The following is a 26,324-nucleotide window of genomic DNA, read 5'->3' on the forward strand; positions in this document are numbered from 1 at the left end:
CTGGGAGTATGGGATCGCGGAGGGCGAACCTAGCAGCCCGAGCGGTATTGGCCAATGGAGTCAAATCTAGACAGGAAGAGGCCCGCGGCGGTTCATCCGCAACGGGCCTTCCGGGCTACAGACGGTCCGGGCTTTCAGGCGCGGCCGAGCGTTGTTGGCACTTGTGGGGCAACCGTCTTGTTCCGCCTCAGATAGATCAGCCCGGCAGCGAGCAGGATGCCGGTAGTGATGATGGCGATGGCCAGCACCGGCCGGTAGGCAATCCAGGCGATGGCGATAACCAGAGGCCCAAGGATCAGCGTCAGGATGACGGCGATGACCGAGGTGCCGAAACCGACGATCGAGCCGACGAACGGAATGACATCGGCGATGATGCCGAGGATCGACAGCATCAGGGCAAAGCCGATGAACATACCGAGCAACCCGCCTCCGCGAATGAGCCAGGTGATCAACGTATTCTCGCTCTGGGCGGCATCGAACATCTGCGGTGCATCGACCTTTCCGGCAGCGCTCAGGAACAGGTCACGGCCGTTGGATGCCTTGTAGCCGGTGACGTTTGTGCCCTTCTGGGCGCCGACGAAGCTGGCTTCGGCAATGTCTTCACGGCTGAAACTGATGCGCAGGTCGCCGATGGCCGGGTTCTGACGGTTCTGCGACACGTAGATTGTGGTGCCATTGGCATTGACCGGCTTGCCGGAACCGATCGCAGCCGTGACCTGGTTGATGACATCGGGAGACAGCTTGACCGGGGTTTCCGTGCCGAGATTGGCAACGGCCTTGCCGTCGATCGTGAAAGCACCGAGCGTCGCCGTCGCCACCGTGAAGCGATCACCCTCGATCGGCATCTCGGGGTTCTGGTGCTGGTCGCTCTGCTTGAAATCGGAGGAATCGACCGGGCGCGGGCGCCATTCCTTCTTGTAGCTATAGGTCGTGACGGTTTCTTCGCCGCCGCCGAGCGTCTTCTGTGTCTCGCTCTTGCTGTCTTCGATCCACTGGTACATCTCGACCTGGCGGTTGAGCCCGGCCGCACCTTCTGCCGAGACACCCAGCATCGGATCCTCGGGCGTCCCATCCGGCTTGACCGGGCCGGAGACATGGACGAGCTTGCCTTCATTGGCCGGATCTACGCTGCCGTTATCGATCGAAACGACGATGCCGGCACCTTCCACCAGAGCGCGATAGGTCTGGACGGAACGGCCTTCGTTCCAGGACAACAGCCAGATCATCCCGATCACCAGGATAGGACCGATGATAAGCCCGGCAAGGCCGCTTTTCAGTTTTGAAAACCACGATTTCGTGGTTGTTTCCGTAAAGCTCATACCCCTCGTCCCTCTGCTGGTGCCCGTCCGTCTAACGGTTGGTTCGACACGCTTATTCGCTGAAACAGGTGCTAGCAGAAAATCAGTAAAATTAAATAGAGCGTCCGAGCTCTTCGATGAACACTCTTTGGGGTATTCGCGAATGTTTCGGGGCGTTAGCAGAGTTGTTTTTCCATTTGGCAACTTGTCCGTAATCTAGCGGCTTGTATCTTGCCGCCGTGATCTTGGTTCGGGAGGGACAGCATGACATCGGCCAACGAGGTGTTTGGAACGGGAACATTCGTCGGGCGCGTCTGGCGGCCCGATGTTGCGGGTCCAGCGCTGGTGGTTCTGCGGGGTGGCGATCTCATCGACATCACGTCGAAAGAGGTGCCGACGATGCGCGACCTTTTGGAACTCGACGACCCCATCGGTTTGCTGTCGGGCCGTCAAGGTGAACGGCTGTCCAGCCTTGAGGCCGTGACGGCCGCCTCGGTGGAGGCAGCCGGCGATCTCAGTGTTATCCATTTGCTTGCCCCTTGCGACCTACAGGCGGTCAAAGCCTGTGGAGTCACTTTCGCCCGCTCGATGATCGAGCGGGTCATCGAGGAAAAGGCAGCGGGAAACCCGGCGCTGGCCGAAACAATGCGCAAGCGCGTTACCGCTATCATCGGCGACAGCCTGCGCGACCTGAAGGCCGGATCGGCGGAAGCCGCCAAGGTCAAGGCGGCGCTGATCGAGGTGGGCGTCTGGTCGCAATATCTGGAAGTCGGCATCGGCCCGGATGCGGAGGTGTTTTCCAAGGCGCAGGTTCTGGCCTCTGTCGGCTGGGGTGCCTCGGTCGGGCTGCATCCGATCTCGAAATGGAACAATCCCGAGCCTGAGATCGTGCTGGCCGTCGATAGCCAGGGCCGCGTCAAGGGAGCGACACTCGGTAACGACGTCAACCTGCGCGATGTCGAGGGCCGCTCAGCACTGCTGCTCGGCAAGGCCAAGGACAACAACGCTTCATCCGCCATCGGCCCGTTCATCCGCCTGTTCGACGATACCTATTCGATTGACGACGTTCGCAGCGCCGATCTGTCGCTGACCATCAGCGGTCCCGACGGGTTCGTCCTCAAGGGGGCGAGCACGATGCGGGAAATCAGCCGCGATCCGCTCGATCTCGTCTCCCAGACGATCGGCCGCCATCATCAATATCCGGATGGCTTCATGCTGTTCATGGGAACCCTGTTTGCGCCGGTCGAAGACCGCGATGCACCGGGGCAGGGGTTTACCCACAAGCTCGGCGATGTGGTGACGATTGCCAATGCTGAACTGGGATCGCTGACCAACACCGTGCGTCTCTCGACCGAATGCCCGCCCTGGACGTTTGGTCCGTCGGCGTTGATGCGCAATCTGGCGGCGCGCGGATTGCTCTGATGCGTGCGCTCGTGTGAGGCCGCTCAGCGGCTCTGAATGATTTCCGGCGGTTCGCGGCGCGACAGCCGCACGGCCGACAGGACGCCGCTCATGTAGATGCCCGTGTCGATATTGATGCGCTCGGGCCTGATCTCTACCCCTGACACCGGGGTGTGGCCGTGCACGGTAACGAAGCCGTTGATGGCGGCGTTGCCGTCAGTGGCCAGTGGGCGCAGCCACAGCAGGTCCGCATCCGTCTGGTCGGCCGGTGCCACGCCTTTTTTCAAACCCGCATGCACGAAACAAAAGCCCGGTACCTGCAGCATCGACGGTAGGGATTCGAGGAAAGCGACGTGGGCGACGGGAATGAGAGACCGCACCAGTTTTCTCTGTTCTTCGCGGTTGGACGGAAGCGTGTTCAGCCCGTATGAAGACAGTGTCTGAAGCCCCCCCAATCTCAGCCATGGATGATCCGCCGAGGGATTGCCGAGGAAATCGAGCATGACCGCCTCGTGATTGCCGGCGAGGCAGACGCGGCGGATGCCGACCAGAGGCCGGGTGGTCAGCCGGGTGAGCACGGCGGATGATCTCGGTCCGCGATCGACGTAATCCCCAAGCATGACCAGCCATTTGGTGCCGTCCCGCTTGGAGCCATCCGCAACGATCAGCTCTTCCAGCCTGCCCAGGGTGTCATCGTAACCGTGCACGTCTCCGACGGCATAGATATGGTCAGGGCCGCTCTCGAAAAAGAGCTTTTGCCTTTGTTTGGGCTGTGGCGCTTGAGCGCCGCCGCGCAGGAAATCAAGAATGCCGCGGATCATCAGGCGCCCCTGTCGCCACCATCTCGGCGCGATACCACTCGACGAAGCGGCGCACGCCCTCTTCCACCGAAATGGACGGCGTGAAGCCGGTAAGGCTGTTGAGAAGATCAGGTGCGGCGAAGGTTCTGGGCACATCGCCCTGCTGCATCGGCAGCATCGTGCGGATCGCCGGGCGCCCGACGGCAGCTTCGACCGTCTCGACGAAACGCATCAGTTCGACCGGCTGTCCGCCGCCGACATTGACCATCCTGAAAGGCGCATGGTGCGACAGGGTATCGATCTGCTCGACGCGGTTCTCCTCGGCCGGAACGACGCCCATCAACCGGACGATGCCTTCGACGAGATCGTCGATATAGGTGAAGTCGCGGCTCATCCGGCCTTCGCCATAGATCTCGATCGGCCGGCCGTTGAGGATGCAATCGACGAATTTGAACAACGCCATATCCGGACGCCCCCAGGGGCCGTAGACTGTAAAGAAGCGGAAGGCTGTCGTCGGCACTTTGTAGAGATGCGCATAGCTGTGCGCCATCAGCTCGCCGGACTTCTTGGTGGCGGCGTATAGCGTCATCGGCTCGTCGGCACGGTCGGTCTCGGCAAACGGGATTTTCTCGTTGGCGCCGTAGATCGAGGAGGTGGAGGCCAGAAGCAGATGCTTCGGCTGCACGGCCTTGGCCAGTTCCAGGATGTTCCAGGAGCCGATCAGGTTGGAATCGACATAGGCCTTGGGGTTTTCCAGGCTGTAGCGGACCCCTGCCTGGGCCGCGAGGTGAACGATGATGTCGGGCTCGCCGATCTCGGCCGCCCGTTCCAGCGCGTTCTTGTCTTCCAGCATGCCGATCACCGGCCGAAAGCCGTTGGACCGTGCGAGAATTGCATGGCGCCGTTCCTTCAGGCGGACATCGTAGTAGGGTGTCATGCCATCGAAGCCGGTCACGAAATGACCGTCGTCCAGCAGCCGCTTGGCCAGATGGAACCCGATGAACCCTGCCGTTCCCGTTATCAGATAGCGCATGCCGGCTCCTTGCCTGTCTTGTCTGCCCGGATCGGACCCATCGCAGCCTATTCCGGGCGGCCGACGCTGGTATAGGCGAAGCCATGCTTGGTGACCTCGCCGGACTGATAGATGTTCCTGAGATCGACGAGGACCGGCGTGTTCATCAGAGCCTTCAGGCGATCGAGATTGAGCGCCCGGAATTCGTTCCACTCGGTAACGATGACAAGTGCGTCAGCGCCTTCGGCTGCCTTGTAGGGATTGTCGGCATAGGCAATGCCGTCGATCACGTATTTCGCATTCTCCATGCCCTCAGGATCGTAACCGGTAACGATGGCGCCGGCATCGGTCAGCGCCTGGATGACGGCGATGGCGGGACTGTCGCGCATGTCGTCGGTATTGGGTTTGAATGTGAGGCCGAGCACCGCGACCTTCTTGCCACGCACGTCGCCGCCGGCAGCCGCGATGACCTTGCGGCCCATGGCGCGCTTGCGGTTGTCGTTGACGGAGACCACCGTCTCGATCAGCCGCACCGGGCTGTCGTGATCCTGGGCGGTCTTCACCAGCGCCAGCGTGTCCTTCGGGAAGCACGAGCCGCCATAGCCGGGGCCGGCATGCAGGAATTTGCCGCCGATACGCCCGTCCAGGCCGATGCCGCGCGCGACTTCCTGTACATTGGCGCCGACCTTTTCGCACAGGTCAGCCATTTCGTTGATGAAGGTGATCTTCATCGCCAGAAAGGCATTTCCGGCATATTTGATCAGCTCGGAGGTGCGCCGCGTCGTAAAGAGCAGAGGCGACTGGTTGAGGTAGAGCGGCCGGTAGACCTCGGTCATCACGCCCCGGGCACGTTCGTCGTTGAGGCCGATGACGATGCGGTCAGGCCGCTTGAAATCGTCGATAGCGGCACCCTCGCGCAGGAATTCAGGATTGGAGACCACGGCGATATCGGCATCCGGATTGGTCTCGCGCATGATCCGCTCGACTTCATCGCCGGTGCCGACCGGAACGGTCGACTTGGTAACGATGACGGTAAAGCCGGTCACGTGCGCGGCAATCTCGCGAGCCGCATCATAGACGTAGGACAGATCGGCATGGCCATCGCCGCGGCGCGACGGCGTACCGACGGCAATGAAAATCACCTCACTCTCGGACACGCTGGTAGCGAGATCCGTGGTGAAGCTCAGGCGGCCATCCTTGACATTTTCGGCGACCAGCTGCTCGAGGCCAGGCTCGAAGATCGGGATGCGGCCGGCGAGCAAAGCTTCGATCTTGCCCGCGTCCTTGTCGATACAGACAACGTCATGGCCGAAATCGGCAAAACAAACGCCGGAGACAAGTCCAACATAACCGGCACCGATCATCGTGATTTTCATGGCACACTCCAGAATGTCATCATACGGGCGCATCACGCCCTGCGTCACATGCGCACTTGTCGGCATCCATAGTCAAACACACGCGCCTTGCCAATGCCGGATGTGAAGCGCCGGCCCGCCGTCGGGCTTGCCAGCTGGTCGCCGATGGATAGATTGCCGCCACGACACCAGTGACGAGGGAAGCAAACATGGCCGAGGCATTTCGCTGGCATAACGAACCGGCCGTCTGGCACGAAGACGCCAGCGGGCTTTCGCTGAAAACCGATGCGAAAACTGATTTTTGGCAGGACACTTTCTACGGCTTCCATCGTGATAGCGGTCATGCCTATCTGCGTCCGGTCTCCGGCGATTTTACCGGCTCTGCGACGATCACCGGCGTCTACGAAACTCTCTATGACCAGGCCGGACTGATGCTGCGGCTGGACGAGCGCAACTGGATCAAGTGCGGCATAGAATATACCGATGGGCTGATGCATTTCAGCGTGGTCGTCACGCGCGGCGTGTCGGACTGGTCGGTGATCCCGCTGCCCGGTCTTTCGCCGTCCGCGCCGCTTTTCGTGCGGCTGACGCGCCATGACGCTGCCGTGCGCGTTCAATTCCGGTTTGCCGAGCATGCGCCATGGCAGATGGCGCGGCTTTGCCCGTTCTCAGCCGAGGATGCTCAATTCGGGATCACGGCATGCTCGCCGGAGCGCGGTGGGTTTGAGGCGACGTTCAGCGATATCGACGTCGGCGCGCCGATCAGCCGCGTTCTTCATGATGTGGGATAACGACTAAGTCGCGGTCGCTTTAATCGTGAACGGTCATTGAAAAATCCGCACCGCCGCGAAGCGTATTGCTGACCGTGCAGATTTCCTCCTCGGCGGCTTGCGCAATCGCATGCCGCGCTTCCGCGTGAATGTCTCCCCGGATCGTCAGCACGACATTGAACTTCACCACCCGCGACAGGCCCTCGGTGGATTTTTCGCCGGTCACGTCGGCACGGATTTCGGTCAGCTGGTCGAGCAGGCCCATCTGGTTTGCAGCGATCCGGGCGCTCATCGTCAGGCAGGCCGACAGCGATGCATATAAAAGGTCGATCGGGTTGAAGCCTGGCTGCGACGGACCGGTGACGATCTGGATTTCGCCGCCGGTCGCGGATGTCACCTGCGGAAAGCCGTGCCGGGCGAGAACAGCGGTTGCGCCCGTCGGCCTGGTTTTTGTCGTTAATTCCGCCATTCTGCTCTCCCAAAGTCACGCGCTGCTCATTTGATATGCAATTTTCCTGTGTTGGAAGCATTTTTGGCTTCTGCGACCAATAAAACCTGCCGGAATAATTAGTCTACGGATTTTATGGAAATTTGTGTCCATAAATAGCCGGACATCCGCAAGAGTTTTCCCGGCCATCACCTGATAAGAGGCGTTCGTGCTTCGCCCAGTGCATCCTATTTTGCGATAACCATCCCACACCGGGGCGCTCGCCTCATTTGACAGGACGGGACTGACAATGACCAAAAAGACGTTTCTTCACACTCTCTCGCGCCGCGCGGCCCTGACCGCTCTTGCCGTTTCCGCCGCTGCGATCGCTGGTTTTGCCGCGCCGTCGGCAAGCTTTGCCGAAGACAAGTCGATCAAGGTCGGCATCATCAGCGGTGAGGACGAGGATGTCTGGCGCGTTGTCACCGCAGAAGCTGCAAAGCAGGGCCTGACCATCGAAACCATCGTTTTCAACGATTACACCCAGCCGAACGAGGCGCTTGAGCGCGGCGAAGTCGATGCAAACGCCTTCCAGCACCAGCCTTATCTCGACAACCAGATCCAGCAGCACGGCTACCACATCGTCAATGTCGGCTATACCGGCGTCTGGCCGATCGGCCTCTACACCAAGAAGTTCAAGACCATCGCGGAACTGCCGGAAGGTGCTGTGATTGGCGTGCCGAACGATCCGTCGAACGAAGGCCGTGCCCTGCGCGTGCTGCAGAACGAAGGCATCATCAAGCTCAAGGATGGCACCGGGATCCTGGCGACGATCGCCGATATCGTTGAAAATCCGAAGAAGGTCGAAATCAAGGAACTCGACGCCGGCGTCGTCGGCCGCGCGATCGAAGATCTCGATGCCGCCGTCGTCAACACCGATTGGGCGCTGAAGAGCGGTCTGTCGGCAGAAGACCGCATCGCCCAGGAGCCGGTCGACAACAATCCCTACCGCAACTTCATCGCCGTCAAGCAGGGCAGCGAGAACGAAGCCTGGGTGAAGACACTGGTCTCCGCCTACCAGAACGACGCCGTCAAGGCCGAATTCGACAAGGTCTACAAGGGCACCGGCATCAGCGCCTATTGATCACTATCGGCGGTCCGTCGAACGACTTCAAAACCGGGCGGCTCTGGCATTCATTTGCCAGGGCCGCCTTGGGCGTTATAGAGACGCCCGAAACCAAACGCCGAAAACCCAACGAAGGACAAGGCATGAATTCTGTTGTTTCCGCGTCTGCGATCGCGGTACCGCCGCTGGCCGATGAGGTCGTCCGGCTGACGGACGTCAAGCGGCGCTTCGGCACGACGCCTGCTCTGGACGGCGTGTCGCTGACGGTGCGCAAGGGCGAAATCCTCGGCATTATCGGCCGCAGCGGTGCCGGCAAGTCGACGCTGATCCGGTGCCTGAACGGGCTGGAACAGGCCGATAGCGGCGAAATCCATATCGAGGGCCGCAACATCACCGGCCTGAGCGAAAAGGATCTGCAGCCACTGCGCCGCCGCATCGGCATGATCTTTCAGCATTTCAATCTTCTGTCGGCAAAGACCGTGGAGGAAAACGTCGTCTTGCCGCTGAAGATCGAAGGCCTCGGCAAGGCCGAGCGCCTGAGGCGTGCTGCCGAACTTCTGGATCTCGTCGGGCTTTCCGACAAGGCGAAAGCCTATCCGTCATCGCTCTCCGGCGGCCAGAAGCAACGCGTCGGCATCGCCCGCGCACTCGCCGCAAGGCCTGCATTACTTCTGTCCGACGAAGCCACCTCGGCGCTCGACCCGGAAACCACCCGCTCGATCCTGGCTCTGCTGAAGGACATCAACCGCAAGCTCGGCCTGACCATCCTTTTGATCACCCACGAGATGGAAGTGGTGCGCAGCGTCGCCGACCGCGTCGCCGTCATCGATGCCGGGCGTATCGTCGAAGAGGGCCAGGTCTGGTCGGTGTTCGCCGATCCGCAGGCGCCGATCACGCAGAGCCTGCTCAGCGGCATCCGCCCGCAACTGCCGGACACTATTGCCGCGCGGCTGTCGCCGGTTGGTGGTGCCGAGCAGATCCTCAGCATCGACATGGCAGGCCCAGCCGCCCAGGGCGCGCTGTTTGCCGATCTGTCGCAGGCGCTGCCGCAATCCTTCCGCCTCGTTCACGGCGGTATCGATCATATTCAGGACCAGCCGGTGGCGCGGTTCTTCATTGCCGTTCCCGCAAGCGACGCTGCACTGCCCGAACAGGTTCAGAATTTTCTAAAAGCTCGCGGTGCGCGGGTGGAGGTGCTTGGTTATGACACCAATCATGCTTGAACTGCTTTTCCGCTCTCTGTGGGAAACCATCCTGATGACCGGTGCCTCCGGCCTCATCTCGCTGGTCGCCGGCTTACCGCTCGGTCTGGCGCTGGTTGCCACCGCCCGTGGCGGCATTGCCGAAAAGCCCTGGTTGAACAGCCTGCTCGGCGCCATCGTCAACGGCTTCCGCTCCGTGCCCTTCATCATCCTGCTCGTCGCGCTGATCCCGCTGACGCGGCTCATCGTCGGAACGGCGCTTGGCACCTGGGCGGCCATTGTGCCGCTGGCGATTGCCGCCACGCCCTATTACGCCCGTATTGCCGAAGTGTCGCTGCGTGAGGTCGATCGTGGCCTGATCGATGCGGTGCGCGCCATGGGCGGCAATCGCTGGACGATCATCCGCGAAGTGCTGGTGCCGGAAGCGCTGCCGGGCATCATCTCCGGTTTTACAGTCACACTGGTGACTCTGGTCGGAGCTTCCGCCATGGCAGGTGCCATCGGGGCCGGTGGCCTCGGCGATCTCGCCATCCGCTACGGTTACCAGCGGTTCGAGACCACGGTGATGATTGCCGTGGTTATCGTACTGATCATTCTGGTCTGCGGCATCCAGTGGCTTGGCGACCGCCTCGTCGCCAGACTGGATCATAAATAGCCGGCTAATCTCTTGTATGCCTGAATGCGGCGGCGGGATGGGAGGCGGTCAGCCTTCCGTTTCCGCCGCCGAACAGTTTCTGCCGCAGCGGACCCTCAGCATAATCGGCCTTGAACAGACCGCGTTCCTGCAGAACCGGCACGACAAGATCGACGAAATCTGCAAGGCTCTCCGGTGCGACCGTGCGGGCGAGGTTGAAGCCGTCGATGCCGGCCTCCTCGATCCACATCTGCAAATGGTCGGCAATCTGCTCCGGCGAGCCGACTACCGGCTTCATCCGGCTTCCCAGCAGCATCTGCCCGGTGATCTGCCGCACCGTCACCGGCTTTGCCGCCTGTTTGGTTATTGCCGCCAGTGCCGACTGGTTGGCATTGGTGGTCAATTGTTCGATCGGTTCATCCAGCCCATATTTGGATAGATCAATGCCGATGGAGCTTGAATAATGTGCCAGTGACGCTTCGATGCTGGCGTGGCGGCGATAGTCCTCCAGCTTGTCCTGCGCTTCCTTTTCCGTCCGCCCGACAACGACGGTCAACAGATTGAGGATGCGCAAGGCAGCGCGGCCCCGTCCGAATTCCTCGGCCTTCCGGCGCAAGCCTTCAACGATGGGCTTGGCAGCTTGCGGCGCGGCGCTGGCGATGAACACGCATTCCGCATGTTTGCCGGCAAAATCCTGCCCCCGAGCCGAAGCGCCGGCCTGAAACAAAAGCGGCGTGCGCTGTGGCGAGGGCTCGCTGAGATGGATGCCCTCCATCTTGTGGTAACGCCCGTCATGCCTGACAGCCCGCACCCGGGAGGGATCGGCAAATATCCGGCCTGTCTTGTCGCGCAGCACCGCATCGTCGTCCCAGCTGCCTTCCCAGAGCTTGTAGAGCACCTCGAGATACTCTTCCGCCGCGTCGTAGCGGGCGTCATGGTCCGGCTGCCGCTCCATACCCATACTGCGGGCAGCGCTGTCGAGATAGCCGGTGACGATATTCCAGCCGATCCGCCCCTTGGTCAGGTGGTCCAGCGTCGACATGCGCCGCGCCAAAAGAAATGGCGGTTCGTAGGTTGTGTTGACCGTAACGCCGAAGCCTAGATGTTTGGTGACATGCGCCATGGCTGAAATCGGGATCAGCGGATCGTTGACCGGGATCTGCGCGCCGGTCTCGATCGTCGGTGCCGGGTTGCTTTTGTAGACGTCATAGACCCCGACGATATCCGCCAGGAACAGCCCGTCCAGTTTGCCGCGTTCGGCGGTGATAGCCAGATCCGTCCAGTAGTCGAGATCGGTATAGCGCACCGACTGATCGCGCGGATGTGTCCACAGACCATGGTTGATGTGTCCGACGCAGTTCATGTCGAAGGCGTAGATCTGCATCGTTTTCATCCGGCCATCCCCTGTCTTTCGGTCGTGTTTTTCTCTGTTTAGTACCATTCCGGCGAAAAGACCCAAGTCCTTCGTTAATTTAGATTCGCATTACGAAAGGATCGCGAAATCGGGAATTTTTTATCTCTATAAATTCTATGAATTTTACAATGATTAAACATCATTCCACCGGAGCCTTCGGCGCGGAATGCCATTGAACCATTGCCGGGAGAGGGACATGACAATCAACCGACGCTGCCTTTTGGGAACCGCCACCTTGGCCGTTCTCGCCTTTGCAACGCAGAGCAATTTTTCATACGCCGCCGACGTCAACGTCAATATCGGCTACCAGCCGATCGTCGAGCCGTCGCGCGTCCCGCAGGCCGACGGGACCTATGAAAAGGTCACCGGCGCCAAGATCAACTGGCAGAAATTCGACAGCGGTGCCGATGTGATCACCGCGATCGCTTCCGGCTCGCTCGATATCGGCTATGTCGGCTCCTCGCCGCTGGCTGCTGCCGCCAGCCGCGAAATTCCGATCGAGACGATCTTCGTTGTCGGCCTGATCTCGGAAGCCGAAGCGCTGGCCGTCAAGGGCATCGACAAGCCCGAAGGTCTTGCCGGCAAGAAGATCGCCACGCCTTTCGTTTCCACTGCCCATTACAGCCTGCTGACGGCGCTGAAGCACTGGAAGGTCGATCCGAAATCGGTCGAAATCCTCAACCTGCGGCCGCCGGAAATCGCAGCCGCCTGGGAACGCGGCGATATCGACGGCGCCTACGTCTGGGATCCGGTCCTGTCGGAGCTGAAAAAAACCGGCAGCGTGCTTGCCACGTCGGCGGATGTCGCTTCATGGGGCGGTCCGACCTTCGATGCCTGGATCGTCAGCAAGAAGTTCGCAGAGGAACATCCGGAAATCGTGACCGGCTTCGTCCAGGTGACCGGCAAGGCCTACGCATCGTACCTTGCCAATCCGGACAGCTGGAATGCCGCATCGCCGGAAGCGGAAAAAATCGCCAAGCTCACCGGCGCCAAGGTCGAGGAAGTTCCGGCTCTTCTGAAGGGTTATCATTTCCCATCTCTCAAGGAGCAGGCCGGTGCCGATCTGCTCGGCGGCGGTACGGCAAAGGCCGTGGCGGAAACCTCGGCCTTCTTGCTTGAACAGGGCAAGATCCCGGCGGTTCTTCCGGACTATGCGCCCTACGTCTCGTCGCGCTGGGTCGTCGAAGCCGCCAAGGCTGGTCTTTAAAAAACAGGCGCTGGAATCCATCAGGGATTCCAGCGCCACAAACCATCGGTGTGATCATGAGCGTCCTGTCGCTGCAATCCGTATCCCTGGCGTTTCCGGCCGAGCGCGACAGCCGTCAAACGCGGCTGGTGCTGGATGGCGTGACGCTGCATCTTGCCTCGGATGAATTCGTTGCGGTCATCGGCCGCTCCGGTTCCGGCAAGACCAGCCTTCTCAACCTTGCCGCAGGGTTCCTCAAACCCACGTCCGGCCGCGTCTCTGTGGATGGCATGGATATTACCGGGCCGGCCGCCGATCGTGCGGTCGTCTTTCAGGACGATGCGCTCTATCCCTGGCTGAACGCCCGCGACAATGTCGCCTTTCCGCTGAAGCTCAAGGGAATCGCCAAGGGCGAGCGCCGGCTGCGGGCCGATGAGTTGCTCGCCAAGGTCGGCCTGGAAAATGCCGGTGCCAAGAATATCTGGGAACTGTCAGGCGGCATGCGCCAGCGCGTCGGCATCGCCCGTGCGCTGGCCTCCGAGCCCCGCTTCCTGCTGCTCGACGAGCCGCTCGGCGCGCTCGATGCGCTGACCCGCACCCGCCTGCAGCAATTCCTGCTCAAGGTCTGGTCAGACAGCAAGACCGGAGCGCTCTTGATCACCCACAGTATCGAGGAGGCCATGCTGCTCGCCACCCGCGTCATCGTGCTGGCGCCCAATCCCGGCCGTATCATCGCCGATATCCCGGCAAGTTTCGGCAGGCAGTTGCTCAGCGGAAAATCACTGCAGGATATCAAGGATACGCCGGAATACCGGCGTCTTCACGATGGCCTGAACGGCCTCATTCATGCGGATAGCGGGGAGGAAGCGGCATGACGATCAATATCGGCGCCATTGTACCCGTCACCCCGACTGTGCCTGCTGATGCCGTGATCGAAGCGCAAAAGCCCAGGCGCAGCTTAGGGACCTTGCCGGTCTCATTAGCAACCATCGCTGTCATCATTGCCGCTTGGAGCCTTGCCTCGGCCTATGGCTTCGTGTCGCCGCTCTTCCTGCCGTCGCCCCTGATCGTCCTGAAGGCGATCTATTCCGTCGCGGTCAATGGTTTCGTCGATTCGACGCTTGCCGAGCACACGCTGGCCAGCCTGCTGCGCATCTTTGCAGCCCTTGCCGCCGCCATCGTCATCGGTATTCCAGCCGGTCTTGCCATCGGCACCAGCCGTGTCGGCAAGGGCATTCTCGATCCGATCGTCGAATTCCTGCGGCCGCTGCCGCCGCTGGCCTATCTGCCGCTGATCATCATCTGGATCGGCATCGGCGAAGCCTCGAAGATCACCGTCATCTCGCTCGCCATGCTGCCACCGATCATCCTATCGACCGCCGCAGGGGTCAAATCGGCGCCTGCCGATTTCATCAATGCGGCCAGATCGTTCGGCGCGACCAGGCTACAAATCCTCCTGCAGGTGATCCTGCCCAGCACCATCCCGTCGATCCTAACCGGAACCCGCATCGCGCTCGGCGCAGGCTGGTCGACGCTGGTGGCAGCCGAATTGGTGGCGGCAAGCCGCGGTCTCGGCTTCATGATCCAGTCTGCCGCGCAATTCCTCGTCACCGACATCGTCATTGCCGGCATCATCGTCATTGCCGCGATCGCGTTCCTGTTCGAAATCCTGGCGCGCCTGCTGGAGCGCTGGTTCGTGCCCTGGGCCGCGCATCGTTAGGGGAAGGGATTCAGGCCTATCGCGGCTCGACCGTCTGGCTGAGATAGGTCGGGTCGAACTGCGCCAGCTCCTGCAGGCGTGGCCAGTCGAGAATGGTGATCATCTGGCCGATCCAGGTCAGCAACTCCGCCTTGCGCAGGATCTGCAGGGTCTTGTTGAGGTGCACCAGCGATATGCCGAGAACATCGGCAAGTTCCACCTGCGTCAGTGGAAAATGAAAGCTGTAGCCGGTCGTGCGCCCGACCACCTGCAGCCGCATGAACAATTCGCAGACCAGATGGGCGAGATGCGACTTTTTCGAGCGCCGCCCCATCGCCACGATCCACTCGCGGTGGATGGCGCCATCGATCAGCGTGTCGAGCCAGAGCAGGCGGCTGAGATGCGGTTGTGATTCGGTGATGGCCTTGAGGTCGCCGTGCTCGACGAAGGCCACATGGCATTGCGACATGGCCACGATGCCATGGTCCATGGTCTTGAGCAGAAATGCGTGCAGATCGACGAAATCGCCGGCAATGTGCAGGGCGGTGATCTGGCGCGTGCCGTCGGCCAGGAACTTGTAACGCGCCGCAAAGCCGTCGATCAGCAGCGTGCTGTAGCCTGGCCGCGATCCCTCGACCACGATCTCCTCGTCGACCTTGAAGCGCCGGTCGCGCCAAATCAGGTTCCTGAGCAGTGCCACCTCATGCGGCAACACCACATCATGGCTTTGGAGATTGAGAAGAAGGGAATCGATCAATTTGCGGCATGCCGTGTGAGGGATGGGCTCTCCACCTATCCCACAAACGGCCGGGGCTCATTTAACATTGACATATGAATGACGAATCCTGTTGATTTCAGGAACTATTTTCATTCCGGCGAATTCCTGATCGTTCAACGGATGCAAAGATGATGAGCCGATACTTTTTCGATCTGCACAACGGCGACGGCGCAACGCGCGACGAAGACGGGTTGGAGCTCTCAACACGCGAAAGCGTGACCCGGGAAGTCAGCCGGATCCTGCTGGATGTCGTCCAGGATGAGATTGGCGAGCAGCCAAACGGCGCAGTATCCGTTGTGGTTCGCGATGACAAAGGCAGAGCTGTTTCCATGGCCAATCTGACCTTCAGCAATTCATGGTTCGAGGCCGAACCAACCGAATAGCAGCATCGGCTCGCCGGCCGTCCGTGGACCGGACCGCTGGCGAGCCGGAGCAATGAATCCAGCTACAGCATTGCCCGGCTGAGGCCCCCGTCGATTGGCAGAGCAATACCGGTAATGTAGCCTGCCTGACGGCTGGCCAGGAACGCTGCAACCGCCCCGAACTCGGCTGGCGTACCATAGCGGCCGACCGGAATGTCTGACTGGCTGCGCGCCGCAACCGTCTCGATGCTCAACCCTTCACTCTCGGCATCCATTTTGTCGAAGCTCAGCGTTCTGTCCGTCGCCAGCCGGCCAGGCAGAAGCATGTTGACGGTAACGCCTTGGGCCGCCACTTCCCCCGCAAGCGTCTTCAGCCAGCCGGCAACGGCGCTGCGCAGCGCGTTGGAGGCGGTGAGGCCTGCGATCGGCTCGCGAATGCTGGTGGAAGCCACGGCCATGATCCGCCCCCAGCCGTTCTGGCGCATCGATGGCAGCAACCGGTTGGTGATGCGCATGCCGGCCAGCACCATTGTATCGAATTGCGCGCGCCAGAACGCCGGATCGATCTCCGAAGCCAGGCTCGGCGGCGGCCCGCCTCCGTTCAGCACGAGGATATCGATATCACCGAAATCGGCCGCAAGCCGGTCGAGGAATGGGTCAATGGCATCGGGGTCTTCAAGATCAAGCGCAAATCCGCGGACCGAATCACCGATCTCCGCCGCACTCAACGCCGACTTGGCCTGATCCCGCCCCGTCAGGGCAACAATCGCTCCCTCTGCCGCCAGCGCTTCGGCAATCCCGCGCCCCAGCCCCTTGCTGCCGCCGAGCACGAGTGCCCGCTTGCTGTTGATCCCGAGATCCATGGTGTGCTCCTGCTGCCGCTTTTTTGTAGCGACGGTTGGAGCGCGAGGATGGCTTGCAGTCAACGGAAAAGATCAGGGAACGGGCGGTTGAGTGTTGTGGGTAACAGGTTGACGCAGCAAGACGCGGTCGATGCAGATCAAACACTTTGCGGTACTCAACAGTGGATCAGGAAAAGATTTGGTGGAGCTAAGCGGGATCGAACCGCTGACCTCTTGCATGCCATGCAAGCGCTCTCCCAGCTGAGCTATAGCCCCATTTTGGGTCCGGCAAAGCCGGTTCCGGGAAGGCCGTCCGAACTGTTTGTCCGGTCGGTTGGCGGCTTCATACTTCTGCTTTTTGAAGATGGCAAGCCGAAAAAGACAAAGGACGACGTTTTTATTGTGTGCGCCCGGAGCCTTGCGTCCGCATGAGGGTTGAAAAACCCGTGCGGACGCAATTGTTTGAATTCTGTGAGGTTTAGACCTCGTCGTCGTCGTCCGAGACGCCGATCAGGTCGGACAGGCCGTCCTCGTCGTCTTCGTCTGCTTCCAGGAACGTATCGTCGTCATCGCCTTCGATTTCGACGTCGTCATCGCCCAAATCCGGAATGTCGTCGCCGCCGGCTGCTTCGCTGTCGGCATCCTCGAGCGAGACCAGTTCGACTTCAGGGTTCTCGGTATCGACTTCCTGAACCTCGTCTTCTTCTGCAGCCTTTTCCATTACCTTGGCAACGGATGTTTCCTCGAAGAAGGAGAGCGGATAGGATTTTCCGGTATAGGGAGAAACGATCGGGTCCTTGTTCAGGTCGTAGAATTTACGGCCCGTTTCCGGATCGACGCGTTTTGTTCCAAGTTCCGCTTTTGCCACGGTCAAAGCCTCTTGAATGGCCGGAATTACCGGCATCTGCCGGAATACCGGCGTTGAAGGTGAAATGAATTAGCCGGTCCCCATAATCGTCTTGGCCCCGTCTGTCAAAGATTAACTTGTGCAAGCGTCCGCTGCGCTTTTCTTTGGAAGAGAGGATGACCATTCTGCAACTTGGTGTTACGCAGCATGCAAAGTCGCGGATAGGGGGTTCCACGCGCGTTGAGTTTTTTATCTACCGCCGAAGTGGGTGGATGGTCTGGCTAGGACCGGAGGTGGATTTCGCAAAAACGCTTGCCGCGGACAACGGTACTGTGAGATTCCAGGGCGCGGCACGCCACGACGATCATATCCACTTTCAGGTAGCACAATGACTTTCATCATCGCCATCGACGGACCTGCGGCTGCGGGCAAGGGGACATTGTCGCGCCGGATCGCTGAGGAGTACGGTTTCCATCATCTCGATACCGGGCTGACCTACCGCGCCACGGCCAAGGCGCTGCTGGATGCCGGACTGCCGCTGGACGACGAGAGGATCGCCGAGCAGATGGCCCGCGACATCGAGCTTGCAGGGCTCGACCGCAGCGTCCTCTCCGCCCATTCGATCGGCGAAGCGGCCTCCAAGATCGCCGTCATGCCGCTGGTGCGCCAGGCGCTTGTCGAGACGCAGCGCGCCTTTTCGCTGAGGGAACCCGGCACGGTGCTCGATGGCCGCGATATCGGTACCGTCGTCTGCCCGGATGCGCCCGTGAAACTCTATGTGACCGCCTCGGCCGAAGTGCGGGCGCGGCGACGGTTCGACGAGATCGTCGGTAACGGCGTTCCGGCCGATTTCCTGGAGATCCTGGCCGATATCGTCAAACGTGACGAACGCGACATGGGACGCGCCGACAGCCCGCTGCGTCCGGCTGCGGATGCGCACTTGCTAGATACGTCCGAAATGAGTATAGAGGCCGCATTCTTAACGGCGAAGACGTTTGTCGATGCCGCATTGAAGCATTCAGCAGGTTCGGAAAATTGAACCACGATTTTCCGGTCAAGCCTGCGACGAAATAGTCCGAACCACCATCCCCGCGCCGGATTTGCTCCTTCATGATTGGAGCGGATGGTTTTTGGACCTGTCAACGCTAACCCCCGGCGCCTGTGCCCCATGAAGGCACATCAGGAGTATTCATGTCTCAAGCTAACCCCACCCGCGACGATTTTGCCGCGTTGCTGCAGGAATCCTTTGCTACGCAGGATCTTGCCGAAGGCTACGTCACCAAGGGTATTGTAACGGCCATCGAGAAGGACGTCGCAATCGTTGACGTCGGCCTCAAGGTCGAAGGCCGCATCGCTCTGAAGGAATTCGGCGCGAAGGCCAAGGACGGCACGCTGAAGGTCGGCGATGAAGTCGAAGTTTACGTCGAGCGCATCGAAAATGCGATGGGCGAAGCTGTTCTGTCGCGCGAAAAGGCTCGCCGCGAAGAGAGCTGGATCCGTCTCGAAGTCAAGTTCGAAGCCGGCGAACGCGTCGAAGGCGTCATCTTCAACCAGGTCAAGGGTGGTTTCACCGTCGATCTGGATGGTGCCGTTGCCTTCCTTCCGCGCTCCCAGGTCGACATTCGTCCGATCCGCGACGTCACTCCGCTGATGCACAACCCGCAGCCCTTCGAAATCCTCAAGATGGACAAGCGCCGCGGCAACATCGTCGTTTCGCGCCGTACGGTTCTTGAAGAATCGCGTGCTGAACAGCGTTCGGAAATCGTCCAGAACCTCGAAGAAGGCCAGGTTGTTGACGGCGTCGTCAAGAACATCACCGATTACGGTGCGTTCGTTGACCTCGGCGGCATCGACGGCCTGCTGCACGTCACCGACATGGCATGGCGCCGCGTCAACCATCCGTCGGAAATCCTGAACATCGGCCAGCAGGTCAAGGTTCAGATCATCCGCATCAACCAGGAAACCCACCGCATCTCGCTCGGCATGAAGCAGCTCGAGTCGGATCCTTGGGATGGCATCGGTGCCAAGTACCCGGTCGGCAAGAAGATCTCCGGTACCGTCACCAACATCACCGACTACGGTGCATTCGTAGAGCTGGAGCCGGGCATCGAAGGCCTGATCCACATTTCCGAAATGTCCTGGACCAAGAAGAACGTACATCCCGGCAAGATCCTGTCCACGACGCAGGAAGTCGACGTTGTCGTTCTCGAAGTCGACCCGACCAAGCGCCGCATCTCGCTCGGCCTCAAGCAGACGCTCGAGAATCCGTGGCAGGCATTCGCGCACAGCCATCCGGCTGGTACGGAAGTTGAAGGCGAAGTCAAGAACAAGACCGAATTCGGCCTGTTCATTGGCCTCGACGGCGACGTTGACGGCATGGTGCATCTCTCCGACCTCGACTGGAACCGTCCGGGCGAACAGGTCATCGAAGAGTTCAACAAGGGCGACATGGTCAAGGCCGTCGTTCTGGATGTGGACGTCGAAAAGGAACGCATCTCGCTCGGCATCAAGCAGCTCGGCAAGGATGCAGTCGGCGATGCCGCTACATCTGGCGATCTGCGCAAGAACGCCGTTGTCTCGTGCGAAGTCCTGGCCGTCAACGACGGTGGCATCGAAGTGAAGCTCGTCAACCACGAAGACCTCACCTCGTTCATCCGCCGTGCCGATCTGTCGCGTGACCGCGACGAACAGCGTCCGGAGCGTTTCTCCGTTGGTCAGGTTGTCGACGCCCGCGTCACCAACTTCTCCAAGAAGGACCGCAAGGTCATGCTGTCGATCAAGGCGCTGGAAATCGCTGAAGAGAAGGAAGCCGTCGCACAGTTCGGTTCGTCCGACAGTGGCGCTTCGCTCGGCGACATCCTGGGCGCAGCCCTGAAGAACCGCGGCGGCGAATAAGCCTTTGCAGTCTGAATAAAGAAGCCCGCGGAAAGCGATTTCCGCGGGCTTTTTCGTGTCCTGTTCCAAGTAGTATCTGCGCGCGAATGGGCTCAGCCGTATCCGCCCATGCGGCGGTAGAGATCATAGGCGGCGTCGCCGTCGTTCTCGCGCTCGTCCTGACCGGTCTGCTGCGCAGTGGGCCCATCCTCTTCCCGGCTTTCCGGGTGGTCGCCGTCTTCGCCTTGCTGGCCTTTGTCCTCTTCGTCTGCAAAGGCCTGTTTCTCCTCGTCCTCCAACTCGATGGCGCGCGCGTCTAGCGTCTTTGCCGGCAGGTAGGGGATCATAGCAAAGGGGATGGCGTCGCGGATAATGCCCGCTTCGGGCAGCCGCGGCGTCAGGGCTTCGCGTGCATTCTCTTCCATCGTCGCGGAATGCAGGAGCGTCTGGCGGCCGGCCGCTTTTTCCTCAGGTCCATCCAGCATTGCGCTCCATGTGTCCGGTTCCATCCCCGCCATCTCCATCCCGTCGCCGATATCGCCGGTGAGCAGGGATGTGTCCGGCAGTATCTCGGCATTGTCGGTGGCTTCCAGCTGCGCAAACAGGATCTCGGCGCCCATATCCGCCGTCTCGGCGGCCAGCATGGCAAACAGCGTCTCTGGCGCATCCGCGCCGCCGGGCAGCGGTAGGCTGGCTTCGACCAGGGCCTTCAGCGTCTGGGCGAGGCTTCTTTCCGAGCGGTCCATCTCCGCGTCGTCCAAGGGCGAAGGAACATATTCGGCATCCGTGAACGTTTGATCCTGTGCTTGGGGCTCCAGTTCCCACTCTCCGAGATCGTGCCCCTTGAAGCCGTCAACTTCGGTGAGATTGCGGGCGCCGGCCGGTTTGACAGTTGACGTTTCCGCAGTTGCCCGCGTGTCTGTCTCGGCTTCCAGCGTGTTGAGATCGCCGCCATCGATGTCGGCTCCAGTCTTGTCCGCCCCGGCAGAATCCTCCGGCTGTGTGGATGCGTCCTTTGGCTCGACAAGGTCGAGCCCCAGCTCCTCCACCAGCTCTGCCTTCAAATGGTCATCCATGCCGGACGCGATGGTGGAGATCAGTGACAGAGCCTCCGGATCGGCAGCGAGAAAGGCCGCAGCGGCGCGCAGCAGCGGGATTGTGTCGGAACTTGCCTTCGCGGCCTGTTGCGGTTGCCCGCTGACCCGTGCTGCGTCATTGCCGCGTGCCGTCGGAGCCTTTGCCGGCTGCTCCGCGCGCAACGTAGTTGCCGGACCATCCTCGTTGAGGCTTTCTTCGAAGGCTAAAATGGCGGGCGTCGTTTCGTCGCCACCGAAAGCCTTTTTCAGTGCGGCCTGCAACATCCCGGGATCGGCAATGACGACAGGGGGGCTGGCCATGATCGTTTGCGAGGCGGGCATCGGCGCCTGCCGGCCCGGCACGGGTGTCTGTCCCTGCGGTTGTGTCTGCGTTGGCAGCGGCCTGCCATCGGGTTGGCCGACGCCGGTACGCGGCACCATCGGCGGCACGAAAGGCCTATCCAGCAGTCGGGGCATATCGATGATCGAGGGCATTTTCAGCACCTCGGCGAGGATCTTGATAGAGATCGCCAGGTTGTGCTGCCCCAATTGCTTTTCCAGCGCTGCCCGGGCTGCCGGCGGCAGCGTTTCGAGAAAGACGGCCAGCCGCTTGCCGAAATCGCGCAGCGTCTCCTGCGGCAGTGGCGGAAATTTTAGGATTTTTGCCAGCGTATCGAGCAGGCGGATCAGCGCATCCTTCGGCAGGGGCTCGCTTCCGAGCAGATGCCGGTTCAGCGTCTCCAGGATTTTGAGAACCGCTTCCGACTGGATTCCCGAAATTCGCCCCGGAATCGAGACCGGAAGCGTCCGCTCCTGGGGCGAGACGGCTTCAACGGCGACGGCCGCCTGTGCCACTGCGAGGGGCGTTTTGACTGAGAGAATGGGCATCAGCATCGCAATCTCCGTCAAGCTCGGGTTGAAGCTCCGTGGTCAAATCTGTGCGGTATGCCGGCTAAGGACCGGACGTCGCCACGCATATGTCAGGGATATTGGCGCTTCATGCGCATGCCCGACGGCTCGTTCACGGCCAAACCAGACTGCGGCGGCTGCTTCGGAACCAAGGTGGCCGAGCATTGTATGTCTTTCATATTAGGGCAGAATGATTGACAGAATATTAACCATACCGAAGGCGGGTTATCTTGGACGGAAGGCCGCCCGTTGGCCCTTGCCGCCCTTTCTTCGCTCGCGTACATCTTGGCGCTGCGTCACCGGCCATTGTGCGGTGGGCATGGAATTGCTTTCGGGGGGAATGCGATGAACTTGACCAACCTGATCCTCAACACCGATAGCTACAAGTTCAGCCATTTCCTACAATATCCGCCGGGCACGCGGGCAATCTCCGCTTATATCGAAACGCGCGGACATCCGGATCAGGCCGACGTCCTGTTCTTCGGCCTGCAGATGTTCCTGAAGGAATATCTCGGCAAGCCGGTGACATCAGCCGATATCGATGAAGCCGAAGCGATCGTCCTTGCCCATGGCCTGCCGTTCAACCGCGCCGGCTGGATGCGGATCGTCGGTCATTTCGGCGGCTACTTGCCGCTGGAAATCCAGGCCCTGCCGGAGGGCACCTTGCTGCGCCGCGGCGTGCCGATGGTGCAGGTGGTCAATACCGATCCGGAGAGTTTCTGGCTGACATCCTATATCGAGACCGCGCTGCTGCGCGCCGTCTGGTATCCGTCGTCGGTCGCCAGCAATGCCCGCAAGGTCAAGCAGATCATCCGGCCGATTCTTGAGAAAACATGCGACGATCCTGACGCCGCCTTGCCCTTCCGCCTGCACGATTTTGGCGCGCGTGGGGTCGGCGCGCTTGAACAGGCCGGTATCGGCGGCGCTGCCCATCTCGTCAATTTCATGGGCACCGACACGATGACCGGCGTGCTCTATGCCCGGCGCTACTATGGCGCCGAAATGGCCGGGTTCTCGATCCCCGCATCCGAACACTCGACGATGACCGCCTGGGGCGTCGAGCGGGAAGCCGAAGCCTATTCCAACATGGTCGATCGTTTTGCCGGCGGCGGCATGTTCGCCGTCGTGTCGGATAGCTACGATATCAACTATGCCGTCTCGGAAATCTGGGGCAAGCAGCTGCGTGAAAAGGTCAGGGCCAGCGGCGGTACGGTGGTCATCCGGCCCGACAGCGGCGATCCGATCGAGACGCCGGTGCATGTGATCAAGCAGCTCGACTATCACTTCGGCTCAACGCTGAACGGCAAAGGCTACAAGGTGCTCGACAGGTCCGTCCGGGTGATCCAGGGCGACGGTATTTCCAACGCCGATATCAGCCAAATCCTCGGCCGGCTGGAGGCTTTCGGCTTTTCGGCCGAAAACATCGCCTTCGGCGTGGGCGGCGGGCTTTTGCAGAAGGTCAACCGCGACACCTATTCCTTCGCCATGAAAGCCAATGCGCGTCTCGACGAGACCGGCAAATGGCACGATGTCTTCAAACGCCCCGCGACCATGAACGTCAAGGCTTCAAAGGCGGGCCGTCAGGCCGTTGTCAGCGGTCTGGGTGGCCTCGAAGCGGCGCGCCTTGATGAGCTCAAGGATCGCCACAATCATCTGGAAACGGTCTGGAAGAACGGCGACCTGCTACGCGATTGGAGCTTTGAGGAAATCCGCACCCGGGTAAAATAGGGTTTTGCCCCAGGAAGTGATGGTGGTGCGCCTCGGCCTCGTCAGGCGTAATCAGGCGGCTTGCTTTTCCTTCTGTAAAAGCAGCGCGTATATGCCGTTTTCATCGACCGCAATCGGTAGGATTGACGGGTCGGCAACGTCGGTCATGTCCGGGCCGTTCTTGGCAATCAGGTAGACCTCGTCCTGTTCGCTCAACGAAATATCGTTCTTGCCATTGGCGTTTGCTGGACCTTTGTCGGCCATCTCGCTGGCAAGGCCCTCAGCTGCCACTGTCGGGTCCACGGTGCTGCTGATCGCCTCTCCATCCACCGCCGCCAGGACCTGGATCGTCTCGACGGCCACCGCCACCGGGTCCTCGGTTGCACCGGTTTCGGCAGTACCTTTCCCGAGCGCCTGTTCGTTCTGCGTCTTCACGGCTGCGCGAAGGTCCTTGACATCCTCCAGCTTTTCCCCGGCCTCCAATGCGCCGATATGCTCTTCAAGCTCAGCCTTCGTTTCCTCATCCTCGACCTTAGTGGGGTCACTCGTCTCTCCCGCCCGTTCGAGTTTCAGCTCCTCGAGGGTTTTCGGGTCGGCAATAGCCTCCATCCTCTGCAGGGTCCTGGTCCGCGAGGCCGTGGTTCCCGAAAGGCCGGTGGCGCGTTCTTCCAAGGCAAGTTCGAGTTTGTCGTCCTGCTTGCCGTAGGGGTTCTTGATCGCCTTCACGAGGTCATCAAGGGAAATGCCGAGATCGGCGAGCCCGAGCTTGTCAGACAAGGCAAATTGCTCTTGGGGACTGAGTTGCGCGATCGCCTTTTCAAGCTGCACTCCGTAGCTGTAACCGGATTGACCCTCCTGCTTTTCGATGCCGAGCATTTCCCCAAGCGATTCGATCAGCTTGATCTTCATCGCGTTGACATCGAGAGCGCTCGTATTGAAGAAATGCGCGTTGATCTTATCGTTGGCGGCGCTCTGCACCTCGTCGGAACGCAGCTGTGTCTTGAGAACCTTGTCGTCCTTCTTGCCTTTCAGCTTCTCCTCTTCCTCGACCCGGCGCTTTTCGGCGTCATCGATGACCGATTGCATCAGGGAAGTAATGCCGGTCGCGGCCGCTTGCTGGGTGGGAAACAGCATGTCAAATCGATCCAATCGGTTGAGGCGTCATGTTGAGCGCGCTATCTTGTCGTTCAAGCTGCGGTTTCGATCAGGCGGCCCGCGTTCCTTGGGCCTGACGCTTGAGAATTTCGTAAATCCCGTTTTCATCCAGGCTAACGGGCAGAATGCCGCTTGCTTCCGCATCCCCGCCTGCAGGCGCTGCTGCGTCTCCTGAGCCGGCTCGGGCCAGCAGAACGGCCGCATCGGCCTCTTCCTTGGCTTCTTCTGACGTGTCCGTCGTTCCGGCTTCCGGATCGACCGTATCGGTGCGGCCAGCCGCGCTGCTGGCAGTAGTGCTTTCGGCCTCTTCTTCGATTTCCGCCATTTCGGCGCCCGCAGCCAAAGTCAGAAGCAGATCGCCCGATGTGACGACCTCTGCTGCGGGCTTGCCGTCAGCGGCCGGTGTATCGGTTTGGCCGGGTGCGCCGAGGATGGCATCGTTGACCTTCTCGATCGTCTCCTGAACGTCCTTGACGTCCTCGAGCTTCTCTCCCGCCTCCAGCTTGCGAATATCCTCTTCGCGCTCCTTGCGCGTTTCGGCAGTCTCGACGCGGGTTGGGTCCGGCTGCTGTGTCTTTTCAAGCTTCAGCTCTTCGATGGATTTTGGATCGGCGACATCCTCCAGCCGCTGGATGGCGATCTGCTTGTCTTCCTTCGATCCGCCGGTATCGCGCGCCGCATCATCGATAGCTTCCTGGATGATTTGCGCCTGCTTGCCGGTGGGGTTTTTGATCGCATCCACAAGTTGGGCCGTGGTGATCCCAAGGTCCCTCAAACCGGCCTTGGTTTCGAGCTCTGCAATATCGGCCGGCATCGACTTGCGCACGCTCGCCATCGTCTCGCCGATCCGCTTGCTGTAGGGCAGATCCTCTTCACCGTCGCTCTCTGTCAGACCGTAACGCGTCACGAAGCGGGCAGCCATCTTCGTCATTTCGGTCGGCTCTTCGGCGGTGCCGTCGAGCACCGCATCGATGTCATCGACTTTCACCCGGAAGCGAGCCAGGGTGATCTCCTGTGCTCCACCAGGGATGGGCGAACTGACAGGGAGGTTCGCTTCCTTCTTGCCGATCATCGAGACCAGCGTCAGCGTATCCTCGACACGGGTACCGAAATCCGAGTCGGATTCGCCCTCGTCACGGCTCACGCCGAGGATATTGAGAAAACGCGAGATCAGCTTGACCATGGGGCTGTCGTCGCCCTTCAGGGCGCCGAAGAAATGGGCATTGACCTTGTCGTTCAGGGCGGCATGGCTCTTGCTTGCCGAAATGCGTGCCTTGAGGATATCGTCTTCCTTCGTCTCCCTGCGCGCCTTCTTTTCGTCTTCGGCACGCTTCTCGTCCGCCTGGTCGATCATCGACTGCATCAGAGTGGTGGTAACGATTGCGGCACTGGACTGAAGGGGGGTAATCATGGCTGCTCCGCGCGGTCTGCAACGTGGGATATCGTAAAC

General features: G+C 60.6%; 25 protein-coding genes and 1 tRNA gene. 13 read left to right on the top strand and 13 right to left on the bottom strand.

Annotation, left to right across the window (positions count from 1 at the left end):
- Positions 1–134: 134 nt before the first annotated feature.
- Positions 135–1,319: a TMEM43 family protein gene (locus ACP7E6_RS16945; protein WP_426230916.1), complete on the bottom strand. Its 1,185-nt coding sequence runs from the start codon at positions 1,317–1,319 to the stop codon at positions 135–137.
- A 243-nt stretch (positions 1,320–1,562) separates the two neighbouring features.
- Between ACP7E6_RS16945 and ACP7E6_RS16950 the strand changes: the two genes are divergently transcribed.
- Complete coding sequence (locus ACP7E6_RS16950) at positions 1,563–2,720, top strand: fumarylacetoacetate hydrolase family protein (RefSeq protein WP_426230917.1); 1,158 nt, start codon at positions 1,563–1,565, stop codon at positions 2,718–2,720.
- Positions 2,721–2,743: 23 nt separating this feature from the next.
- On the opposite strand, the gene ACP7E6_RS16955 is transcribed toward ACP7E6_RS16950, so the two are convergent.
- The 3 genes from ACP7E6_RS16955 to ACP7E6_RS16965 are packed head-to-tail and all read right to left on the bottom strand — an operon-like array spanning position 2,744 to position 5,887.
- Positions 2,744–3,520 (bottom strand): metallophosphoesterase, encoded by a 777-nt coding sequence (locus ACP7E6_RS16955; protein WP_426230918.1) that lies wholly within the window; start codon positions 3,518–3,520, stop codon positions 2,744–2,746.
- A complete protein-coding gene (locus ACP7E6_RS16960; protein ID WP_426230919.1) occupies positions 3,501–4,532 on the bottom strand; it encodes an NAD-dependent epimerase in 1,032 nt (343 codons plus the stop codon). The genes ACP7E6_RS16955 and ACP7E6_RS16960 overlap by 20 nt, the downstream gene beginning before the upstream one ends.
- Before the next feature lie 47 nt (positions 4,533–4,579).
- Positions 4,580–5,887 carry a UDP-glucose dehydrogenase family protein gene (locus ACP7E6_RS16965; protein WP_426230920.1) on the bottom strand — a complete coding sequence of 436 codons (1,308 nt, stop codon included), beginning with the start codon at positions 5,885–5,887 and terminating at the stop codon, positions 4,580–4,582.
- 188 nt (positions 5,888–6,075) lie between these two features.
- On the opposite strand from ACP7E6_RS16965, the gene ACP7E6_RS16970 reads away from it, so the two are divergent.
- The gene (locus ACP7E6_RS16970; protein ID WP_426230921.1) at positions 6,076–6,657 is read left to right on the top strand and encodes a DUF1349 domain-containing protein; all 582 of its coding nucleotides are present in this window, start codon (positions 6,076–6,078) and stop codon (positions 6,655–6,657) included.
- 19 nt (positions 6,658–6,676) lie between these two features.
- Here ACP7E6_RS16970 and ACP7E6_RS16975 read toward each other — a convergent pair whose 3' ends face one another.
- A complete protein-coding gene (locus tag ACP7E6_RS16975) occupies positions 6,677–7,105 on the bottom strand; it encodes an OsmC family protein (protein WP_426230922.1) in 429 nt (142 codons plus the stop codon).
- A 268-nt stretch (positions 7,106–7,373) separates the two neighbouring features.
- Here ACP7E6_RS16975 and ACP7E6_RS16980 point away from each other — a divergent pair, with 268 nt between their 5' ends.
- From ACP7E6_RS16980 to ACP7E6_RS16990, 3 genes are all read left to right on the top strand, one after another.
- Positions 7,374–8,207: a MetQ/NlpA family lipoprotein gene (locus ACP7E6_RS16980; RefSeq protein WP_426230923.1), complete on the top strand. Its 834-nt coding sequence runs from the start codon at positions 7,374–7,376 to the stop codon at positions 8,205–8,207.
- A 125-nt stretch (positions 8,208–8,332) separates the two neighbouring features.
- Positions 8,333–9,412 (top strand): methionine ABC transporter ATP-binding protein, encoded by a 1,080-nt coding sequence (locus tag ACP7E6_RS16985; RefSeq protein ID WP_426230924.1) that lies wholly within the window; start codon positions 8,333–8,335, stop codon positions 9,410–9,412.
- Positions 9,393–10,046 carry a methionine ABC transporter permease gene (locus tag ACP7E6_RS16990; protein WP_426230925.1) on the top strand — a complete coding sequence of 218 codons (654 nt, stop codon included), beginning with the start codon at positions 9,393–9,395 and terminating at the stop codon, positions 10,044–10,046. Before ACP7E6_RS16985 ends, ACP7E6_RS16990 begins: the two co-directional genes overlap by 20 nt.
- Before the next feature lie 4 nt (positions 10,047–10,050).
- On the opposite strand, the gene ACP7E6_RS16995 is transcribed toward ACP7E6_RS16990, so the two are convergent.
- Positions 10,051–11,418 carry an LLM class flavin-dependent oxidoreductase gene (locus ACP7E6_RS16995; protein ID WP_426230926.1) on the bottom strand — a complete coding sequence of 456 codons (1,368 nt, stop codon included), beginning with the start codon at positions 11,416–11,418 and terminating at the stop codon, positions 10,051–10,053.
- A 217-nt stretch (positions 11,419–11,635) separates the two neighbouring features.
- On the opposite strand from ACP7E6_RS16995, the gene tauA reads away from it, so the two are divergent.
- From tauA to ACP7E6_RS17010, 3 genes are read left to right on the top strand one after another with little or no spacing between them, the layout of a single operon-like run.
- Entirely contained in the window at positions 11,636–12,646 is a 1,011-nt protein-coding gene (tauA, locus tag ACP7E6_RS17000) for a taurine ABC transporter substrate-binding protein (protein WP_426230927.1), read from the top strand.
- Positions 12,647–12,702: 56 nt separating this feature from the next.
- Complete coding sequence (locus ACP7E6_RS17005; RefSeq protein ID WP_426230928.1) at positions 12,703–13,500, top strand: taurine ABC transporter ATP-binding protein; 798 nt, start codon at positions 12,703–12,705, stop codon at positions 13,498–13,500.
- Entirely contained in the window at positions 13,497–14,345 is an 849-nt protein-coding gene (locus tag ACP7E6_RS17010) for an ABC transporter permease subunit (RefSeq protein WP_426230929.1), read from the top strand. Before ACP7E6_RS17005 ends, ACP7E6_RS17010 begins: the two co-directional genes overlap by 4 nt.
- Before the next feature lie 16 nt (positions 14,346–14,361).
- Here the strand turns inward: ACP7E6_RS17010 and ACP7E6_RS17015 are convergent, their stop codons facing one another.
- Positions 14,362–15,081 carry a Crp/Fnr family transcriptional regulator gene (locus ACP7E6_RS17015; RefSeq protein ID WP_426230930.1) on the bottom strand — a complete coding sequence of 240 codons (720 nt, stop codon included), beginning with the start codon at positions 15,079–15,081 and terminating at the stop codon, positions 14,362–14,364.
- Positions 15,082–15,230: 149 nt separating this feature from the next.
- Here ACP7E6_RS17015 and ACP7E6_RS17020 point away from each other — a divergent pair, with 149 nt between their 5' ends.
- On the top strand, positions 15,231–15,485 hold the full coding sequence (locus ACP7E6_RS17020; protein ID WP_426124861.1) for a DUF6894 family protein: 255 nt from the start codon (positions 15,231–15,233) through the stop codon (positions 15,483–15,485).
- 62 nt (positions 15,486–15,547) lie between these two features.
- Here ACP7E6_RS17020 and ACP7E6_RS17025 read toward each other — a convergent pair whose 3' ends face one another.
- The 3 genes from ACP7E6_RS17025 to ACP7E6_RS17035 all read right to left on the bottom strand — a co-directional run bounded on the left by ACP7E6_RS17025 (position 15,548) and on the right by ACP7E6_RS17035 (position 17,174).
- The gene (locus ACP7E6_RS17025) at positions 15,548–16,327 is read right to left on the bottom strand and encodes an SDR family oxidoreductase (protein WP_426230931.1); all 780 of its coding nucleotides are present in this window, start codon (positions 16,325–16,327) and stop codon (positions 15,548–15,550) included.
- Between the two features lie 179 nt (positions 16,328–16,506).
- Positions 16,507–16,582, bottom strand: a tRNA-Ala gene (locus ACP7E6_RS17030).
- A gap of 202 nt (positions 16,583–16,784) precedes the next feature.
- The gene (locus ACP7E6_RS17035) at positions 16,785–17,174 is read right to left on the bottom strand and encodes a TIGR02300 family protein (protein WP_060638155.1); all 390 of its coding nucleotides are present in this window, start codon (positions 17,172–17,174) and stop codon (positions 16,785–16,787) included.
- A 155-nt stretch (positions 17,175–17,329) separates the two neighbouring features.
- Between ACP7E6_RS17035 and ACP7E6_RS17040 the strand changes: the two genes are divergently transcribed.
- From ACP7E6_RS17040 to rpsA, 3 genes are all read left to right on the top strand, one after another.
- On the top strand, positions 17,330–17,545 hold the full coding sequence (locus ACP7E6_RS17040; protein ID WP_426230932.1) for a hypothetical protein: 216 nt from the start codon (positions 17,330–17,332) through the stop codon (positions 17,543–17,545).
- On the top strand, positions 17,542–18,192 hold the full coding sequence (gene cmk / locus ACP7E6_RS17045) for a (d)CMP kinase (protein WP_426230933.1): 651 nt from the start codon (positions 17,542–17,544) through the stop codon (positions 18,190–18,192). The genes ACP7E6_RS17040 and cmk overlap by 4 nt, the downstream gene beginning before the upstream one ends.
- A gap of 152 nt (positions 18,193–18,344) precedes the next feature.
- On the top strand, positions 18,345–20,048 hold the full coding sequence (gene rpsA, locus ACP7E6_RS17050) for a 30S ribosomal protein S1 (RefSeq protein ID WP_426124856.1): 1,704 nt from the start codon (positions 18,345–18,347) through the stop codon (positions 20,046–20,048).
- Positions 20,049–20,140: 92 nt separating this feature from the next.
- Here rpsA and ACP7E6_RS17055 read toward each other — a convergent pair whose 3' ends face one another.
- Complete coding sequence (locus ACP7E6_RS17055; RefSeq protein WP_426230934.1) at positions 20,141–21,997, bottom strand: hypothetical protein; 1,857 nt, start codon at positions 21,995–21,997, stop codon at positions 20,141–20,143.
- 360 nt (positions 21,998–22,357) lie between these two features.
- Here ACP7E6_RS17055 and ACP7E6_RS17060 point away from each other — a divergent pair, with 360 nt between their 5' ends.
- On the top strand, positions 22,358–23,740 hold the full coding sequence (locus tag ACP7E6_RS17060) for a nicotinate phosphoribosyltransferase (protein WP_426230935.1): 1,383 nt from the start codon (positions 22,358–22,360) through the stop codon (positions 23,738–23,740).
- 51 nt (positions 23,741–23,791) lie between these two features.
- Here the strand turns inward: ACP7E6_RS17060 and ACP7E6_RS17065 are convergent, their stop codons facing one another.
- Both ACP7E6_RS17065 and ACP7E6_RS17070 read right to left on the bottom strand, forming a co-directional pair.
- Positions 23,792–24,853, bottom strand: a complete 1,062-nt coding sequence (locus tag ACP7E6_RS17065) for a hypothetical protein (RefSeq protein WP_426230936.1) — start codon at positions 24,851–24,853, stop codon at positions 23,792–23,794.
- 70 nt (positions 24,854–24,923) lie between these two features.
- A complete protein-coding gene (locus ACP7E6_RS17070; protein ID WP_426230937.1) occupies positions 24,924–26,285 on the bottom strand; it encodes a hypothetical protein in 1,362 nt (453 codons plus the stop codon).
- Positions 26,286–26,324 lie beyond the last annotated feature (39 nt).

The sequence above is a fragment of the Pararhizobium sp. DWP3-4 genome (assembly GCF_049898205.1).
Taxonomy (GTDB): Bacteria; Pseudomonadota; Alphaproteobacteria; order Rhizobiales; family Rhizobiaceae; genus Pararhizobium.